This is a genomic window from Prevotella sp. P3-92 (assembly GCF_002251205.1).
In the GTDB taxonomy this organism is placed as follows: Bacteria; Bacteroidota; Bacteroidia; order Bacteroidales; family Bacteroidaceae; genus Prevotella.
Genome location: NZ_NPJE01000020.1, coordinates 18,521 through 36,016, shown reverse-complemented (window position 1 = coordinate 36,016; position 17,496 = coordinate 18,521). Strand labels below are relative to the sequence as shown.

Below are 17,496 nucleotides of genomic sequence, written 5' to 3'. Positions count from 1 at the left end.
CATACGTTATAGGGGATTTCCTGCTAACAGGCTGCGTTTTGGTGATTGATGTGCTCTTTTTCTAGTTCCTATTAAAAATTGGGAAACGAATGGGAAAATAAAGGTAGCAGAAGGGAGAAATTCGTACCTCTAATCTTCCATAGTCATGGCACTTTTTCTCGCCATGGCATAATTAAAGCGAGCTTTATTCTGCTCATGGTTTAACGAAAACGTCCAATTTTAGCTACTCGCATTATGAAAATAAATAATTATATAAGGTTTTATTTGGTTTTTCGCTCACTTATTCGTACCTTTGCACCCGCATTTGAAAATGTGAACCGCCGTGATGAAGACGGGGAGCATCTGAAAGATGTCATATTATTAACAATTTAATTAAATCATCAACAATTATGTATTTAGATTCAGCTAAGAAGAAAGAAATCTTCGAGAAGCACGGACAGTCGGCTACTGACACCGGTTCTATCGAAAGCCAGGTAGCTCTGTTCACCTATCGCATCAGTCACCTCACCGAGCATTTGAAGCAGAACCGCAAGGATTTCGGTACAGCTCGTAGCTTGACCAAAATGGTAGGTCGTCGTCGTAAACTTTTGAAGTATCTCTACAACAAGGACATCAACCGCTATCGTGAACTGATCAAAGCCCTCGGACTGCGTAAGTAATAACGAAAGGTACATAACAAAAATTATCCCGCTGACTCGTAAGAGAAAGCGGGATAATTTTTGTTATAGCATATTGACGTGATGTTTATCTACCGTCAGCATGATGCTTGATTACATTGTAGTATCAATTATTCGCTACAGAACTTTTTGCAGAATTTCGTGAAGGGGAATCATTACGAAATCGCGTTCTTCCATTAACGGGTGGGGAATGACTAGCTCGGCACTGTCTATTCGCAGATCGTCATAGAGCAGTATGTCGATATCGATTGTGCGGTCAGAATAGCCATGATGGCTATCGGTTTTGCGCTTACGACCCATATCGCGTTCAATGGCTTGCGTCAGCAGAAGCACTTCGTGGGGCGTATGATTGGTGTGACAACATACTGCGCCGTTGAGGAAACGGTTGGAAGATTCAAACCCCCAAGGTTCGGTCTCTATCCATGATGATCGACGAATGACCTTGCCGATGCGGCGACCTATCTGTCTAACTGCCTCGTCGAGCATTTCCTGACGGTTGCCCAGATTGGAACCTAAAGCGAGATACACCTCATGGAGGTGATCGTCGCTTGTTGTCTCTGTCTGTTGCTGAGAAATGTTAGTCATTAAGGATGAGCATTGCATCGCCATAGCAACCGAACATGAAACCATTTTTGACGGCAGCTTCGTAGGCGTTGTAGATGAGATCGTAACCACCGAAGGCGGCGGTTGCCATCATCATGGTTGATTCGGGATGATAGAAATTGGCTATCAGCGAATCTGCCAGATTGAAGTTGTAGGGTGGGAAGATGAACTTATTGGTCCAACCAGAAAACTCTTTCAACATGCAGTCGGTGCCGACGGCGCTCTCTGTAGCACGTAGGGTAGAAATGCCGACGGCGCAGATTTTACGGCCTTCCTTCTTGGCATTATTGACTGTAGAGCAGGCTTTACTGTCGATAATCATCTGCTCGGAATTCATTTTGTGCTTGGTGAGGTCTTCTACCTCAATGGCGTCGAAACTGCCAAGACCACAGTGTACGGTGATGTAGGAGAAGTCGATACCACGGATTTCCAAACGTTTCATCACTTCGCGGCTGAAATGGAGACCTGAGGCTGGAGCGGTAACAGCTCCTTCATGGCGGGCATAGATGGTCTGGAAGTTTTCTTCGTCTTCGGGAGTTACATCACGTTTGTCAACGATATAGCGTGGTAGTGGGGCAGAGCCCAAGGCAAAGAGCTCGCGCTTAAACTCATCGTGGGGACAGTCGTAGAGAAAACGCAATGTGCGTCCACGGCTGGTGGTATTGTCGATGACTTCTGCTACCATAGGCCCGTCTTCATCGAAGAAGAGTTTGTTGCCAATACGTATCTTACGTGCTGGTTCTACGAGTACGTCCCAAAGACGCAGTTCCTCATTGAGTTCGCGAAGCAGGAATACTTCAATCTTTGCGTCGGTCTTTTCTTTGGTGCCATAGAGGCGTGCAGGGAACACCTTTGTATCGTTGAGAATCATTACGTCACCTTCATCGAAATAGTTGATGATGTCGCGGAATAACAGCGGTTGATTGGTGTCGTTTCCTTCATCATCTTTCTTGAAGATGTCGAATGTTTCGCTTTTGCGGTGTACAACCATCAGGCGACATTCATCGCGCCGATATACTTTATCAATGGTTCCGTCTTCATTTTCGAATGCTTTGTGTGGTGGCTCAAGGGCTACCTGTGACTCGGGCAACTTGAATTTAAATTGTGACAGTTTCATTGCTTATAGTTTTTTTAAGTTGTTTTTTTCTTCTTGATGTCTTCTATGTCTTGGTGGGCAAGCCATGCAGGGAAATCGTCCATCTGGATGCAATGTTCGATGCTGACTTCGCCCAAACGGGTGCGGCGTAGTGCGGTGAGGTAGGCACCGCTTCCTAATGCGCGACCGATGTCGCGTGCAAGCGACCGGATGTAAGTGCCTTTTCCACATACCACTCGGATGGAGAGCTGCATGAGCTGTTGGTCGAATGACGTTACCTCAATCTCGTCGATATGTACGGTTTTGGCTGCAAGCTTCACTTCTTCGCCGTTGCGCTTCATGCGGTAGGCACGTTCACCGGCTACCTTGACTGCCGAATACTGTGGTGGCACTTGCTGGATATCACCGAGAAATTGTGGCAGCGTGTCGTCGATGAGCTGGCGTGTGATATGCTGGGTGGGGTAGGTCATATTGACGGTATGCTCTTTGTCGTAGCTGGCTGTGGTAGCACCGAGTTGCAGCGTAGCTGTATATTCCTTGGTGTGGTACTGCATGCGCTCAATCTCCTTGGTCATTTTGCCGGTACATAGTATGAGTACACCAGTGGCAAGGGGATCGAGTGTTCCTGCATGTCCCATCTTCACTCGTTTTACGCCAATCTTACGGGATACGAGATAGCGGATGTGTGCCAACGCGCCGAAACTCGACATGCGATAGGGCTTATCGATATAGATGACTTCTCCTTGTGTAAAATTCATATATGTTATTTAGAATATGTCCTAACCAGGTCAGGGGCATAAGGTAAATGTGAGTATTAAATGAGTGAGCATATGATGGTGATAGCACCTGCTATGGCACAATAGATACCGAAATAGATGAGCTTGCCTTTCTTCACGATGTTGATCATCCACTTGCAGGCAAGGCATCCAGACAAGAAGGCTGCAACGAATCCTACTACCATGGGGAAGGTGTCGATGCCGCCAAGGGTTTCTTCTCCTTTCAGTCCTTTCAATAGGTCGAGTAATGCCTCACCAAGGATGGGAGGGATGACCATGAGGAACGAGAACTGTGCCATCTTTTCTTTCTTATTGCCTAATAGGAGACCTGTGGCAATGGTTGTGCCAGATCGGGAGAGTCCGGGCAGTACGGCAAGAGCCTGACCTAAACCGATGATGAAAGCATGCAGTGGACTGATGTTTTCACGCTGACGGGGCTTGGCAAAGTAGGAGAACGACAGAAGTAGTGCTGTTACGAGAAGCATGCAACCTACTATGAGCAGGCCCGAACCGAATATTTCCTCTACTTGGTCTTTGAAGAACACACCCACGATGCCCACAGGTATCATAGAGATGATGATGTTGAGGGCGTATTTGGTTTCATCGTTCATCTGGAATTTGAGGAGTCCTTTCAGTATCCAGTCGATTTCTTTCCACAGAATAACTAAGGTGCTCAATACCGTGGCAACATGTACCATGATGGTGAAAGTGAGGTTGTCTTCACCGTTGATGTCGACGAGATAGGCGCCAATGGCGAGGTGACCGCTACTGCTGACGGGGAGATACTCTGTCAGTCCCTGGATGAGTCCGAGTATAAGTGCTTCAAACCAATTCATTGTGCGCAACCCTCCTCTGTTTCGTTAGCTGTTGTCTCGGTGTTTTTGGGCTTGCGCATCACACCATAGATCATGAATACAAACCCGAACAAGCAGGTGATAGGAGCTATGGTGATGCGGCGTGTGCTGAAGATGTCGGCATTGTATGCCTCTAAGTCGGAACCGCTGCCACTCATCAGAATGAATCCGATGATGACGATAGCCATGCCTAATGCCAAAAGCAGATAGTTGGTGCGGTCAAAAGCGAGATTTCTTTTGTTCATAATGTATTGTTCGCAAATTGATGTGTTGTCAGATTTTGTAGAGTTCGCCAGCTGTCATTCTCAAGAAACGGTTGACGGCAAGCCATGCACAGAGGGCTGTGATGAGCAAACCGAAGAGAAATACTGCTACGCCGGTGATAGTAAGTTCCACCCAAGTGATGACGGTTAGTATGCCAGGCTGCATCACGTAGAGTCCGTAGAAGCATCCGCCCAATACGGCAATGGCTATGAGTGCAGCGATGATACCCACTCCCATGGCATGGTAAAGGAACGGACGACGGATGAATCCCCAAGAGGCACCAACAAGTTTCATGGTGTGGATGAGAAAACGTCGTGCATAGACGCTAAGTCGGACAGTATTGCTGATGAGCGAGAAGGAAACGCATGTCAGCAGGATGGCAAGCACAAGGAGGATGATGCTGATACGGCTCAGATTGTAGTTGACTTGATCCACAAGGTCTTCCATATATGCTACGTCGCTAATGCGGGCATCCTTGCGTAACTCTTTGGATATGATGCGCAAGGAGTCGCGGTTGGCGTAGTTGGCATTGAGCCATATCTCCAGTGTGGCAGGAAACGGGTTGAAGCCGAGAAACTCTGATGGGTCGCTGCCCAACTCCTTAATCTGTTCGCGCTGTGCCTGTTCTTTACTGATATAGTCGATATGGTGTGACCATGGCTTATGATAGAGATCGCGGCAGAGTAGGTGGCCCTGATTGACCGTGACATAGTCTTTCAACATGACGCTCATGGTCAGATTTTCTTTCATGTGGTTGGATAAGTTGCGTGCCAATAGTACGGAGAATACCACCATTCCAAGCAAGATAAGCACCATGGCGGTACTGATGCATAAGGTGACTCCCTGCATACCTCTACGACAACTGATAGCTTTTCTTTTTTTTGCCATTGTTCCTAAATGTCCGTAATATACCTAATTTCTTGCAAAATTACAATAATTCACTCAGATTGCAAAACAAATTACGTTTTATTTGCTAATTTTGCAGTCGATAACAAAACATTTGGATTTATGAGTACAATTATCTATCCATCTCCCATCTTCGGTCCCATTCATAGCCGACGCTTGGGAATTTCGCTTGGCATCAACCTGCTTCCTGCCGATGGCAAGGTTTGCTCGTTTGACTGTATCTATTGTGAATGTGGGTTCAACGAGGATCATCGACCTAAACAAACGATGCCTACAAGGCAGGATGTTGCAGAAAAACTCCAACTGACACTACAGCGTATGAAAAGCGAGGGACAGTTGCCCGATGTGCTGACGTTTGCTGGTAATGGTGAACCGACATGTCATCCCCATTTTCCGGAAATTATAGATGATACCATTCGTTTGCGTAATGCATATTGTCCGGATGCCAAAGTCTGTGTGTTGAGCAACTCTACGCAGATTCATCGTCAATCGGTACATGATGCGCTGATGAAGGTGGATGACAATATTCTCAAACTCGATACCGTGGATAGCGCTTACATCCATCGGGTGGATCGTCCGGCTGGCAACTATGACGTCAACCAGATTATTGAACGTATGAAGGCTTTCAACGGACATGTCATCATTCAGACGATGTTTATGCGTGGGGATTGTAATGGTGAAAGTGTGGATAATACTGCTGAGGAATATGTGGTTCCTTGGCTTGAAGCGGTCAAGACGATTGCACCTCAACAAGTAATGGTTTATACGATAGACCGAGAAACACCTGCCCATGGACTTCTCAAAGCTACCCATGAACAGCTTGATGCCATTCGGGATCGGGTTGTTGCAGTTGGCATCCCTTGCTCAGCAAGTTATTAAATGCATTACGGGGGCGTTTTGTATTTGTTTGGCATAACCAGAAAGAGTCCGGAAATTGAAGTCTGCCATTCTCGTCAGGTTTGACATTTTTTCGTCGTGTCTTCGATAACTTCTCGTTCATCTTTCGTTCTTAGATAGATCCTCGTTCGGTTCTCGATCGGTCTTCGATAGACTAACGAATAACGAACGAGAGACGAACGAGAAGCGAACGAGAAGTTAACGAGAACCAGTCGGGTGTTAATTGAAGACTCATGGTCCTTCTGTTGTAACCAGTTTGGGTTGTTGAATGTCGTTTCTGTAAACATAAACACCTTTTTTAATTGTACGATCAATAGTTTGTTACCAAGGTGCCTTCTTGTTTGTGAATTTATTATCAGGTTGGTTTGCAAAGATACAATATCACAAAACCCAGATGTCCGCCTTTGTCACTCTCTATGCTTGTTTTTTATTTTATTTAACTTATTTATAGACTCTTTTGCATAGACTCTGCGTAAAAAATAACTAAACGCCTTTGATAGAGATGAGTAGTCAATCAATAGATGCTGTATCTTTTGTGGATAACAAGTCCATAATTGGTTGTTAGATGGAATGCAAAAACAATTTATCGATATTTGCTGATTTTGCTTTGAGATCCTAACAAAAACAAAATCATCCACAATACCAAATGTCTCAGTATTGCGGATGAAAGTATTATGATGTTCCGGCTACAAACAAACTGTAGTGGATGGTTACTGTTTGTTGTGCTCGGTGGAATTACCAAGCGGTTGGACTACATCTTAGAGATGATGCCAAGTTTGGTACCTTCGATAAACGAAATGATGTTGCGCACCTCTGGACCATCGGGCACCTGATCCTTGATCTGGTTGACGGCATCGAAAACTGATGTTTGACCGTGGAATACCAAGCGGTAGGCGTTGGCAATATGCTTGCGAACACGTGGGTCGAAACCTGCTGCTTCCATGATGACATTGTTAGGACAGCTATATTTCACAGGTTTGCCACTTGCGATGATGTAGGGAGGAATGTCTTTCGAAAAGGTAGTACCTGCCTGGATCATGGCGAGGTCGCCCACACGAGTCTTGGCATTCTCCACCACCGAAGTGCTGTAGATGACACCATTGCCAATGACGCAGTCACCGGCAATCTTCGTACCATAGCCGAATACACAGCCATCACCCACTACAGTATCGTGGGAGATATGTGCACCTTCCATCAGGAAGTTCTTATTGCCCAATACGGTTTTGCTTCCTGCGTATGTGCCACGGTTGATGACAACATTCTCGCGGATGGTATTGTTGTTGCCAATTTCCACAAAGCTCTCAGCACCTTCGAAATTGAAATCCTGAGGTAAGGCAGCAATAACTGCGCCTTGGAACACTTTGTTGTTATTGCCCAAGCGTGTGCCGTTGAGGATACTTACGAAGGGGTAGAGTACGCAGTTGTCGCCAATCACTACATCGTCTTCGATATAGACAAAGGGGTATATTTTGCAGTTGTCGCCAATCTTTGCTTTGGGCGAAACGTCTGCTTTGGGACTGATAATACTTGCCATAATTTCTGATTTATATATTTATATAGATCCAGCAGCTAAATCGCCATGACAATGATGGTTGATATGCTTCCTGGATGTATCATCCGATGATTATTTTGCGCCACCTCCTAATGCATAGTAGAGATTTACCACTGCCTGCATCTTGTAGAAGTCATCAGCTACCTTTGAGAGTTGTACGTTGAGCAGTGAAGACTGCGCCTGGATTACCTCCAGATAAGAACCGCCAGCCTCTGACATCAACTTACGTGTATCCTCCACATTCTTCTCGAGTACGGCGATGCGTTTAGCCTCCACCTTACCCTTTTCGTCAGAATAGTTGTAGAGCACAAGGGCATTGCTCACCTCGCTACCAGCCTTCAGTACGGTGTTCTGCCAAGTATTGTAAGCCTGCTCGTACTGCATCTTAGCCACCTTCAAGCCGGCAATGATTCTACCATTCTGGAAGATTGGCTGAACCAATGAACCAACAGCAGAAAGCAACCACTTGCCTGGATTCACAATACCTGCACCAGCAGAATTGGTGAATGCACCTGTACCAGAGATGGTGATAGATGGATAGAACTTGCTGCGGGCAGTCTCTATGCCATAGAAGCACTGAGCCAGATTCATCTCGGCTGCGTGAACATCAGCACGGTTGTTGAGCAACTGGATGCCTACACCGGTAGAGAAGGTTGCAGGAAGACTCTGATTCTCCAGCTTGCCACGGGCAATGGAATGAGCCTGGTCGCCGATGAGAAGACTCAGGGAGTTCTCTGTCTCACGAATCTGGCGCATCAGGTCGGTCTTCTGAGTCAACACTGCATAGTAGTTGCTCTCGGCAGCCTGCACGGAAGTTCCGCGATAACCAATCTTGGTATCCTTCAGCACCTTCATGGTCTCCCAGGTATCCTTGGTCAATCCTTCCATATTGTTAACCAGCTCCACCTGCTTGTCGAGCATCAACAAGGTATAATACATGTTGGCGATGTTGGCGATGAGGTTGGTCTGTACAGACACCTGATAGTCCTTCAACTGGAGCAGAGCCATCTGGGCACTGCGCTTCTGAGAGAGCAGGTTGCCGAAGAGGTCAACCGTCCAACTGGCTGTAACAGGCAAGCTGTAAGTCTTGGTAGCAGCGTTACCATCCCAGGAAGCGATAGTTCCCTGAGGAGTGAAAGACAAAGAAGGCACGAATGCCAACTTTGCACATTTCAACTGTTCCTCTGCCATCTTCACGTTCAAAGCCGCATTGAGGAGGTTGACATTATTGTTCAATCCCTTCTCAATGATCGACTGGAGCTGAGGGTCGGTGAAGACGCTGCGCCAAGGGATGTTGGCGAAGGTAGTAGTATCCTTTACAGCCAAAGTATCTGTATCAGAAGCTACATCGCGAACGATACCGCTGGTCTTCACATCCGGACGCTCATATTTTCCGTAGAGAGTCTTGCAGCTGCTCAGAGAGAGCGCTGCGAGACACAGTATGATGCATGTGATATTCTTTTTCATCTTTTGCTTTGCATTTATTATTCTACACTTGCGTGTTCTACCTTATTTCTTTGAATTTTTGCGGGCAGAAGCCTCTGCATACTGAGCCAGTTCTGCAGCAGCCTCTTCGTTGTCTTCATCGTCGAAACGGAGCGGAGAAATCTTCTCTTGCAACCATTGGAATAGGGCGAATAGCGCAGGTACGATGAATATCTGGAGTAGGGTGCCAATCAGCATACCGCCTACAGCAGAAGCACCTAGAGTCTGGTTACCATTCTTACCTACACCTGATGCGAACATCAGTGGCAATAGACCGATAATCATAGCTAATGAAGTCATCAAAATAGGACGCAGACGAGCTCCTGCACCCAGAATGGCAGAGTATTTAATGGCCATACCCGTACGGCGACGCTCAAGGGCGAACTGTACGATAAGGATGGCATTCTTCGCCAACAGACCAATCAACATAATGAGTGATATCTGCATATAGATATCGTTAGCGTGGCCGAAGATGTTGGTGAAGGTGAATGCACCTGCCAGACCGAATGGAATAGAGAGTACTACCGACAATGGCAAGATGTAACTCTCGTACTGGGCACTCAGAATCAAGTAAACGAATACAATACAGAGTGCGAAAATCAGACCAGTAGAGTTGCTTGATTCAGCCTCTGAACGGGTCAAGCCAGAATACTCGTAGCTATAACCTTCGGGCAAAGTGGTCTTAGCCACTTCGGCAATTGCCTTCATACCATCACCTGAAGAATATCCCGTGTTAGGCGTTACTGATACGTCCATAGACGTAAACAGGTTGAAACGGGTGATGTTTGAAGGACCATAAACCTTCTTCAGATTAACAAACTCGCTCACGGGAGACATCGTGCCGTTGGCGCAACGCACATAGATTTTGCTCATATCGTCAGGACGCATGCGGCTTTCGGGACCTGCTTGTATCATTACACGATAGAGTTTACCGTATGAGTTGAAGTTGGAGGCGTAGAGTCCGCCGAGGTAGCCCTGCATGACAGCAAGTACGGATGATGGCGAGATGCCTGCCTGTTTGGTCTTTGCCACATCCACATCCACCATATACTGGGGATAGTTAGGGTTATACTGGGTCTGTGCAGTCTGGATTTCCGGACGGTCGTTGAGCTCCTTTAGGAAATTCTTTACAATATCAAAGAAACGGTTCAGATCACCACCGGTCTTGTCCTGCATGGTCATTGTAATACCACTCTGGGCAGAGAATCCTGAAATCATTGGCGGTGAGAATGCAAGGATCTGAGCATCCTTGATGGTTGCGGTCTGTTTGTAAATCATACCCAAAACTGAAGTATATTCCATGGGGTTGACGAACAATGCTTCGATGCCACCACCTGTCAGCGCACTCTTGATGCGATGGAAGAATCCACCTGGACGCTCCTCAAAAGGTTTGAGTTTGATGATGATAGTACCTTGGTTGGAACCGGCACCAGCGATAAAGCTATAACCCATGATAGCTTCACGGCGCTGGATGGCTGGGTTGGCTTCCAGCATTTTGTCGATTTGCTTCACTACTTCGGTTGTGCGCTGCTGTGTAGTACCTGGGGCTGTAGAGATACAAACAAACAGTGTTCCAGTATCTTCGTTAGGTACCAAACCTGTTTTGGTGACACCCATTAGTGCTACAAGAGCTATAATACCTGTTGCAACAACACCTCCGGCGATGACGCCATGCCCAATGACCCACTGTACACCTTTCTTATATTTATTGGTAATCTTCTCAAACTGATAGTTGAATCCTGTATGGAAACGGTCGATGATCGACATTTTCTTCTCATGTCCTTCTTCGTGTGGTTTCAGGAAGATGGCACAGAGTGCAGGAGATAGTGTCAACGCATTGACGGCAGAAATTACGATAGATACAGCCATGGTCACACCAAATTCACGGTAGAAATATCCTGAGGTTCCACCGATGAATGATACAGGAACGAACACGGCTGACATTACCAATGTGATAGAGATGATGGCGCTCGAAATTTCGTTCATGGCATCGATAGATGCTGTAAGTGCACTCTTATAACCCTGGTCGAGTTTGGCATGGACCGCTTCAACCACCACGATGGCGTCATCGACCACAATGGCGATAGCCAACAACAAGGCTGACAGCGTCAATAGGTTGATGGAGAAACCGAATATCCATAGGAAAAAGAATGTACCAATCAATGCCACAGGTACGGCAATCATAGGTATTAGAGTAGATCGGAAGTCTTGCAGGAAGACATATACCACGACGAATACCAACAAAAGGGTGATAATCAGCGTAAATACTACTTCCTCAATAGAAGCAAAGAGGAATTCGGTGATGTCCTGCTCGATGGTGTATTTTAGGCCAGGAGGGAAGTTCTTGCTCAGTTCTTCCAGTTCTTTCTTAACATCGGTTGCAATCTGTGTGGCGTTAGAACCAGCAATTTGCTGTACCATACCCATTACGGCAGGTTGGCCGTTGTTGAGCAGGTTTACGCTATATACCAGACCGCCCAGTTCTACCTTGGCAACCTCGCCGAGGCGGAGTGTCTGACCAGAAGTATTGCTCTTGATGAGGATGTTCTCATACTCAATAGGAGTCTTCAAGCGACCCTTGTAACGCAGGGTGTATTCGTACTGCATATCAGAACTTTCACCAAAGCTACCAGGGGCAGCCTCGATGTTCTGTTCCGCTAAAGCATTGGAGATGTCAGATGGTACGAGACCAAACTCCTTCATTTTCTCAGGCTTCAGCCATATACGCATAGAGTAGTTACGGGTAGAAGGGCTCTGCACATCACCCACACCATTGATACGCTTCAACTGTGGAACCACGTTGATCAAAGCATAGTTGGTCACAAACTGGTCATCGTAGCGTCCGTCGTCTGTGGTTAGCGAGAACAGAATCACGTTAGAACTCTGACGTTTGGTAACCGTAACACCTACACGTGTAACCTCGGCAGGCAACAAAGACAGTGCCTGTGATACACGGTTCTGCACGTTGACGGCAGCCATATCAGGGTCTGAACCCTGTTTGAAGTAAACGGTGATGCTGGCATAACCTGAGTTTGACGCAGAAGAGGTCATGTAGGTCATGTTTTCCACACCGTTGATACTCTCCTCCAGCGGGGCGATGACTGAATTCAATACCGTCTGGGCATCGGCACCTTGATAGGTGGTAGATACCGAGATAGTAGGCGGCGCGATATTTGGATACTGCTCAATAGGTAGCGATATCAAGCCGATGGTACCCAGCAAGACGAAGAAGATGGAAACCACCGTCGATAGTACTGGGCGTTTTATAAAGTTTGTAAATGTCATAATTTACTATTTTCTTTATACCTTATATTATAAATGGTTATTTGCTGAAGAATTGCTTCTTGCTTGATAGTGATGATGCAATTACTTCTTGCCGCTCATGGCTTTGGCAAACTCATGGGCATTGTCTTGCGACTCTGCGAGTTTGGCTGCTTCGGCTATCTTCTGATTGTAGCGCTCTAGTGTGATAGGCTTAATCTGTTGGCCATCAGTCAATTTGGTAATGCCTTTTACAACGATGCGGTCACCGGTACGGAGTCCAGAGGTCACAATGTAGTTCTTGCCGTCATCTTGTGGATTAACTTTGATTTCTGTATATTTCACTTTGTTGTCTTTGCCTACGGCATAAACAAAAATTTTATCCTGTACTTGAGAACATGCTTCCTGTGGAACAACGATGGCGTTGCTGTTGTCGTTAGAAATAACGATAGAGCCAGAACCACCGCTCTTCAGCAGTTTGTCGGGATTGGCAAAGTGTGCAATCAGCGATACGGCACCTGTAGAAGCATCGATGACGCCACTCATTTTTACAACCTTACCCGGTTGTTCGTAGAATGAACCATCTGCAAGTTGCAGTTTGACGGGAGGGAAGGCTGCGATGGCAGCCTGCATATTGCCGTTGTTTTTGCCCATATTCAAGAGTTCAGACTCAGATACAGAGAAGAAAACTTCCATGGTACTGATGTTTGAAACGGTGGTCAATGCCTGGCCAGAAGCGCTAACCAAAGCACCTTCTTTGAAGGGGAGACTTCCCACAACACCAGCCGAAGGACTCTTTACTACACACCATGCCAATTGTTCGCGAGCTGATGCCAATGCAGCTTCTGCCTGTGCAACCTGTGCTTCTGCGGTAGCAAGAGTATTGGCTGCGGTTGAAAGTTCGTACTCACCGATAATGTGACTATCGAAAAGATTCTTGTTGTTTTTGTAAGTCAGCTTGGCGGTGTTAGCCTGTGCCTTTGCCGTATTGACTGCTGCCTGACATTGACGGACAGCAGCCTGATAGGTCTCGCTGTCGATAGAGAACAATGGTTGACCGGCTGATACCGTTTGGCCTTCATGGACAAATACTTTTGTGATGAATCCTGAAACCTTTGGGCGAACCTCAACATCCTGAATACCTTTAATGGTGGCGGGGTACGTGGTTTGTAAAGCAGCACTTGATGTGCTGATGGTGCTTACGGCAAACTCGTCGTCACTGAAGTTGGGCAGACCATCCTTCTTGCTTCCTCCACATGAGGTTAAAATCGCGATTGCAGCAAAAACCGCAATGGTAATAACGTTTTTACTTTTCATACCTATTTATTTAAACTATTCTTAAATTCAATACTATTTGTTTGTGTACTGGAAAACCGAATATTTAAGTTTGGTTTTCGAAGTGCAAAGATACATAAAAAAAAATACTCTTATATATAATTATATAATATATATAATACATTTAACAATATTTATGCTACGCAACCAATAAATGCCAGATATTTGCCTATAAAAAACGGAAAACATATGTGGTCCATGGTGTTGGTCGGTAATTGTTGTTCGTGAGGAATATAAACGAGTGAATAGCATGCTATTTTATATACAAAACGACAATATGACACACAAAGGTGACAATGTGACATGTTTTATTGGTGTGGCATGAGACTTGCATTAATTGTTAGTGAACGCGGAAGCGAAGGCAGAGGCGCTCGGTAAACAACATATAAAACAGAACAATTAAACAAATAAAATTAGGAGGTATGATTATGTTACCAGTAATGTTTAAAAACAGTTGGTTCCCAACAGTGTTCGATGATTTCTTCAACAGTGATGCAATGGCAACTGCCACAACGACCGCTCCGGCAGTCAACGTCAGAGAAGATCTTAATGAATATACCATGGAGATGGCTGTGCCTGGTATCAAAAAAGAGTATTGTCGTGTACAGTTGACCGATGACGGCAACCTTCATGTAGCCATTGAAAACAAGATGGAACATAAGGATGAGGATAAGAAACAGCATTATCTGCGTCGTGAGTTCAGTTATACAAACTATCAGCAGACTTACACTTTGCCTGACGATGTAGCTAAGGATAGAATTTCTGCTAAGGTTGACAACGGTATTCTTACTGTGGTGATGCCTAAATTGAAGAAGGAAGATAGTAAAGTGGCACGTGCAATTGAGATTGCATAACGTAGCTGAAAGTATAGTCACTTTAACATAAACGTATGTAGCGGGCTGCAAAATTCGTTTTGCAGCCCGCTATTTTGTTATGTCTGTATCTCCTTGTTTATATAAACTGTTTTTTTTAGTTTTGTTGAATATATGATAAGGGTTTTGCTTGCATGATTGATGAAGTTTGGTGGTTTGCGGAATTATTCGTATCTTTGCAAGGTAGAATAATGACTAAAAATAGCGAATATGACAGATAAAGAAAAACTGATAACAGATAATATGGGGTATGTGGTCACATTGGCGCGCCAATATTCCTGCGAACTTCTTGATACAGATGACTTGGTGAGTGAAGGAACTATCGGTATTATCAAGGCGGCGGAAAAGTTTGATCCGAATCGGGGTAAGCCTTTTGTTACTTTTGCCGCACCTTATATTCGTACCGCCATTGAAGCTGCTATACGTCGAGTGACTGGTGAAGTGACAGTGAAATCGACGGACGAGAGTATCCCTGCAGGGTCACGTAATAATTATACGCTACTAAATGTGTTGGAGGATAAAAACTCGCAACGGGCTGATGCCGAGATGGAACGGGAACTGTTGAAGTCAGACTTGGAGCGTTGTATCTATCTGCTCGACCAGCGCGAGGCAGCAGTCATTAAAAGGTATTTCGGATTAGGTTTTGATCGTATGGCCATGGCGGAAATTGGTGGTGAACTTGGGTTGAAGCGTGAGCGTGTGCGCCAAATACGCGACAAGGCTTTGCGCAAACTGCACAAAGCCTCGTCGTAGAAGATAATGCCGATGGTGGTATGGTACCATTTGGCAGACTGTCACGATCAATAGATTGTAGTGTTGTGATAGTTTCTATTTTTCTATGGTCATTGTTGCTCCTGATGTTCGGTGGAGAGCCCCATGGCATTGGCGCGCTCCATGAGCAGACGCATCAATGGTTCACGTTCATTTTCCACCCGATTGTCGAGTACGGCATCTTTTAGGTATTGTTTGAGTGTTCCCACCTCGCGAGAGGGTTTCAGATGGAACATCTCCATGATTTCGTTGCCGTCAATTACAGGTTGTAACAACCGTTTATAATCCTTTTCTTGTAAATCGGTGAGTTTTTCACGCACCATGCGGAAATTCTCCAAAAACATTTGTTTACGCACCTCATTCTTTGAGGTGATGTCGGCTTCGCATAGGGTCATTAGATCGTTGATGTCGTCACCGGCATCGTTGAGCAGGCGTCGAACGGCAGAATCGGTTACAATCTCATCGGCAATGGCTATGGGGCGCATGTGCAGTTCTACCATTTTCTGTACGAAACGCATCTCGCTGCCCATAGGCAATTTCAGCCGGCGGAATATCTCCGGCACCATTTTTCCACCAAGATAGTCATGGTTGTGGAAAGTCCATCCAGCCTTAGGCTCCCAACGCTTGGCACGCGTTTTTCCGATATCGTGGAGTAACGCCCCCCATCGCAACCATAGGTTATCGCTATGCTGGCAGACGTTTTCCAGCACTTCCATGGTGTGGTGGAAATTGTTTTTATGAGCCCGGCCTTCTTTCTTTTCTACAATGTCGAGTGCGGAAAGTTCAGGAAGCATGCGCTGTAATAAGCCGCTACGTTGTAGGTATTCGAAGCCAATGCTTGGGTGTGGTGCCATCATGATTTTATTGAGCTCCACCTCGATACGCTCTCCGCTAACAATCTTGATGCGATCTACCATGCGTTCCAAAGCTTCAAACGTATCGTCCTCAATTTGAAAATTGAGCTGAGTGGCGAAACGAATGCAGCGCATCATACGCAAAGGATCGTCGGAGAATGTGATTTCAGGGTCGAGTGGAGTAGCAATAATGCGGTCTTCCATATCGGCAATACCGTCAAATGGATCTACCAATTCGCCGAATCGAGCGTTGTTGAGGCAGATTGCCATAGCATTGATGGTGAAATCTCGACGGTTTTGGTCATCTTCCAGCGTACCGTCTTCCACAATAGGCTTGCGTGAATCGTGGCTATAGCTCTCTTTGCGAGCTCCCACAAATTCCACTTCCATGTTTCCCATCTTTACTTGTGCTGTGCCAAAATTACGAAATACCGAGAGGTGTGCACGCCATCTGCCAGTCTTTGGGTTTTTTCCCAAATTCTTTTGCAGTTGTCGGGCCACTTCAATGCCACTGCCTACGACAACTACGTCAATGTCGTTGCTGGGGCGTTCGAGGAATATATCACGAACAAATCCGCCCACAACATAACATTCTAACCCCAGTTCGTCGGCGGAAGCACTGATTTGGCGGAATATCGGCTTATCGAGTATTTTAGCCAGTGCAGCGTCTGAATATAGCTTCATGATGGTATGTTTTTCTACTTTGTCGTGTGCAAAGGTACGCAAATTTCATCTATTTCGGCTGTTCATTGCGCATTTTTTTGTAACTTTGCACCTTAGAATGACGAAGAAACTGATTATCATACTATCCGCAGTGCTATTTATAGTGGCTTGTGGCAATACCAACAACAAAGCGAAAGCATTGCTCGATGAAGCGCGTTTGGCACTAGACGAACGGCGTTACGATGATGTGCTTGCCAAGATTGACACCTTGCGCAATAAATATCCACGTGCCATTGAAGAGCGAAAACAGGCTTTACCGCTATGGCAAAAAGCAGAACTTTTGCGCACTCAAGACGAACTGGCAGTAGTTGATTCCCTGTTGGCGGTGGTGGGAAGTGCATACAATGAAGTCCGTCAACTGCAAAATCAGGCCGATAAATCAGGTGATCAAGAGGCATGGAAGCGCCACAACCGCACAGCGAATCAGTTGAAAGCGCGTAAAGACTCGCTTCAGAATCGCTTCGATGTGGCATGTGCCAAAATCAAGTATATTCATAAAAAGCAGAAAGAAATATAATAAATAGGTATTTTCCTGACGCTAATCCTTGGTGATATGGTAGGAATTTTTTA

16 protein-coding genes are annotated in these 17,496 nt (G+C 45.8%); 5 read left to right on the top strand and 11 right to left on the bottom strand.

The features are described from left to right. Positions 1–389 precede the first annotated feature (389 nt). A complete protein-coding gene (gene rpsO, locus CIK93_RS03180) occupies positions 390–659 on the top strand; it encodes a 30S ribosomal protein S15 (RefSeq protein ID WP_094391272.1) in 270 nt (89 codons plus the stop codon). Positions 660–794: 135 nt separating this feature from the next. Here the strand turns inward: rpsO and folK are convergent, their stop codons facing one another. Genes folK through CIK93_RS03150 form a run of 6 tightly spaced genes read right to left on the bottom strand, consistent with a single transcriptional unit; the run spans position 795 to position 5,158 of the window. After that, on the bottom strand, positions 795–1,262 hold the full coding sequence (gene folK, locus CIK93_RS03175; protein ID WP_094446551.1) for a 2-amino-4-hydroxy-6-hydroxymethyldihydropteridine diphosphokinase: 468 nt from the start codon (positions 1,260–1,262) through the stop codon (positions 795–797). After that, complete coding sequence (gene queA / locus CIK93_RS03170) at positions 1,255–2,397, bottom strand: tRNA preQ1(34) S-adenosylmethionine ribosyltransferase-isomerase QueA (RefSeq protein WP_094391274.1); 1,143 nt, start codon at positions 2,395–2,397, stop codon at positions 1,255–1,257. The genes folK and queA overlap by 8 nt, the downstream gene beginning before the upstream one ends. A 14-nt stretch (positions 2,398–2,411) precedes the next feature. Beyond that, positions 2,412–3,134, bottom strand: a complete 723-nt coding sequence (truB, locus tag CIK93_RS03165) for a tRNA pseudouridine(55) synthase TruB (protein WP_094446550.1) — start codon at positions 3,132–3,134, stop codon at positions 2,412–2,414. A 56-nt stretch (positions 3,135–3,190) separates the two neighbouring features. Further along, on the bottom strand, positions 3,191–3,988 hold the full coding sequence (locus tag CIK93_RS03160) for an undecaprenyl-diphosphate phosphatase (protein WP_094446549.1): 798 nt from the start codon (positions 3,986–3,988) through the stop codon (positions 3,191–3,193). Next, positions 3,985–4,251, bottom strand: a complete 267-nt coding sequence (locus CIK93_RS03155; protein ID WP_094391277.1) for a DUF3098 domain-containing protein — start codon at positions 4,249–4,251, stop codon at positions 3,985–3,987. Before CIK93_RS03155 ends, CIK93_RS03160 begins: the two co-directional genes overlap by 4 nt. 28 nt (positions 4,252–4,279) lie before the next feature. Continuing rightward, positions 4,280–5,158 (bottom strand): ABC transporter permease, encoded by an 879-nt coding sequence (locus CIK93_RS03150; RefSeq protein ID WP_094391278.1) that lies wholly within the window; start codon positions 5,156–5,158, stop codon positions 4,280–4,282. Positions 5,159–5,278: 120 nt separating this feature from the next. On the opposite strand from CIK93_RS03150, the gene CIK93_RS03145 reads away from it, so the two are divergent. Continuing rightward, complete coding sequence (locus tag CIK93_RS03145; protein ID WP_094439461.1) at positions 5,279–6,055, top strand: radical SAM protein; 777 nt, start codon at positions 5,279–5,281, stop codon at positions 6,053–6,055. Positions 6,056–6,824: 769 nt separating this feature from the next. Here the strand turns inward: CIK93_RS03145 and lpxA are convergent. The 4 genes from lpxA to CIK93_RS03125 all read right to left on the bottom strand — a co-directional run bounded on the left by lpxA (position 6,825) and on the right by CIK93_RS03125 (position 13,688). Beyond that, positions 6,825–7,607 (bottom strand): acyl-ACP--UDP-N-acetylglucosamine O-acyltransferase, encoded by a 783-nt coding sequence (gene lpxA, locus CIK93_RS03140; protein WP_094391280.1) that lies wholly within the window; start codon positions 7,605–7,607, stop codon positions 6,825–6,827. A gap of 90 nt (positions 7,608–7,697) precedes the next feature. Beyond that, positions 7,698–9,092 (bottom strand): efflux transporter outer membrane subunit, encoded by a 1,395-nt coding sequence (locus CIK93_RS03135; protein WP_094391281.1) that lies wholly within the window; start codon positions 9,090–9,092, stop codon positions 7,698–7,700. 42 nt (positions 9,093–9,134) lie between these two features. After that, positions 9,135–12,395, bottom strand: coding sequence for an efflux RND transporter permease subunit (locus CIK93_RS03130; RefSeq protein WP_094446548.1), 3,261 nt, complete (start codon positions 12,393–12,395; stop codon positions 9,135–9,137). 81 nt (positions 12,396–12,476) lie between these two features. Further along, positions 12,477–13,688 (bottom strand): efflux RND transporter periplasmic adaptor subunit, encoded by a 1,212-nt coding sequence (locus CIK93_RS03125; protein WP_094391283.1) that lies wholly within the window; start codon positions 13,686–13,688, stop codon positions 12,477–12,479. 440 nt (positions 13,689–14,128) lie between these two features. Here CIK93_RS03125 and CIK93_RS03120 point away from each other — a divergent pair, with 440 nt between their 5' ends. Both CIK93_RS03120 and CIK93_RS03115 read left to right on the top strand, forming a co-directional pair. Further along, a complete protein-coding gene (locus CIK93_RS03120; protein WP_254046722.1) occupies positions 14,129–14,560 on the top strand; it encodes an Hsp20/alpha crystallin family protein in 432 nt (143 codons plus the stop codon). A gap of 228 nt (positions 14,561–14,788) precedes the next feature. After that, positions 14,789–15,331 (top strand): sigma-70 family RNA polymerase sigma factor, encoded by a 543-nt coding sequence (locus CIK93_RS03115; RefSeq protein ID WP_094446547.1) that lies wholly within the window; start codon positions 14,789–14,791, stop codon positions 15,329–15,331. 89 nt (positions 15,332–15,420) lie between these two features. Here CIK93_RS03115 and CIK93_RS03110 read toward each other — a convergent pair whose 3' ends face one another. Continuing rightward, entirely contained in the window at positions 15,421–16,887 is a 1,467-nt protein-coding gene (locus tag CIK93_RS03110; RefSeq protein ID WP_094391285.1) for a CCA tRNA nucleotidyltransferase, read from the bottom strand. A gap of 97 nt (positions 16,888–16,984) precedes the next feature. On the opposite strand from CIK93_RS03110, the gene CIK93_RS03105 reads away from it, so the two are divergent. Further along, positions 16,985–17,443, top strand: coding sequence for a hypothetical protein (locus CIK93_RS03105; RefSeq protein ID WP_094391286.1), 459 nt, complete (start codon positions 16,985–16,987; stop codon positions 17,441–17,443). The last annotated feature ends 53 nt before the right edge of the window (positions 17,444–17,496 follow it).

What these genes read in the sequence shown, in the direction of transcription:
- rpsO (WP_094391272.1), top strand. Translation starts at nt 390, where the DNA reads ATGTATTTAGATTCAGCTAAGAAGAAAGAAATCTTCGAGAAGCACGGA.
- folK (WP_094446551.1), bottom strand. Translation starts at nt 1,262, where the DNA reads ATGACTAACATTTCTCAGCAACAGACAGAGACAACAAGCGACGATCAC.
- queA (WP_094391274.1), bottom strand. Translation starts at nt 2,397, where the DNA reads ATGAAACTGTCACAATTTAAATTCAAGTTGCCCGAGTCACAGGTAGCC.
- truB (WP_094446550.1), bottom strand. Translation starts at nt 3,134, where the DNA reads ATGAATTTTACACAAGGAGAAGTCATCTATATCGATAAGCCCTATCGC.
- CIK93_RS03160 (WP_094446549.1), bottom strand. Translation starts at nt 3,988, where the DNA reads ATGAATTGGTTTGAAGCACTTATACTCGGACTCATCCAGGGACTGACA.
- CIK93_RS03155 (WP_094391277.1), bottom strand. Translation starts at nt 4,251, where the DNA reads ATGAACAAAAGAAATCTCGCTTTTGACCGCACCAACTATCTGCTTTTG.
- CIK93_RS03150 (WP_094391278.1), bottom strand. Translation starts at nt 5,158, where the DNA reads ATGGCAAAAAAAAGAAAAGCTATCAGTTGTCGTAGAGGTATGCAGGGA.
- CIK93_RS03145 (WP_094439461.1), top strand. Translation starts at nt 5,279, where the DNA reads ATGAGTACAATTATCTATCCATCTCCCATCTTCGGTCCCATTCATAGC.
- lpxA (WP_094391280.1), bottom strand. Translation starts at nt 7,607, where the DNA reads ATGGCAAGTATTATCAGTCCCAAAGCAGACGTTTCGCCCAAAGCAAAG.
- CIK93_RS03135 (WP_094391281.1), bottom strand. Translation starts at nt 9,092, where the DNA reads ATGAAAAAGAATATCACATGCATCATACTGTGTCTCGCAGCGCTCTCT.
- CIK93_RS03130 (WP_094446548.1), bottom strand. Translation starts at nt 12,395, where the DNA reads ATGACATTTACAAACTTTATAAAACGCCCAGTACTATCGACGGTGGTT.
- CIK93_RS03125 (WP_094391283.1), bottom strand. Translation starts at nt 13,688, where the DNA reads ATGAAAAGTAAAAACGTTATTACCATTGCGGTTTTTGCTGCAATCGCG.
- CIK93_RS03120 (WP_254046722.1), top strand. Translation starts at nt 14,129, where the DNA reads ATGATTATGTTACCAGTAATGTTTAAAAACAGTTGGTTCCCAACAGTG.
- CIK93_RS03115 (WP_094446547.1), top strand. Translation starts at nt 14,789, where the DNA reads ATGACAGATAAAGAAAAACTGATAACAGATAATATGGGGTATGTGGTC.
- CIK93_RS03110 (WP_094391285.1), bottom strand. Translation starts at nt 16,887, where the DNA reads ATGAAGCTATATTCAGACGCTGCACTGGCTAAAATACTCGATAAGCCG.
- CIK93_RS03105 (WP_094391286.1), top strand. Translation starts at nt 16,985, where the DNA reads ATGACGAAGAAACTGATTATCATACTATCCGCAGTGCTATTTATAGTG.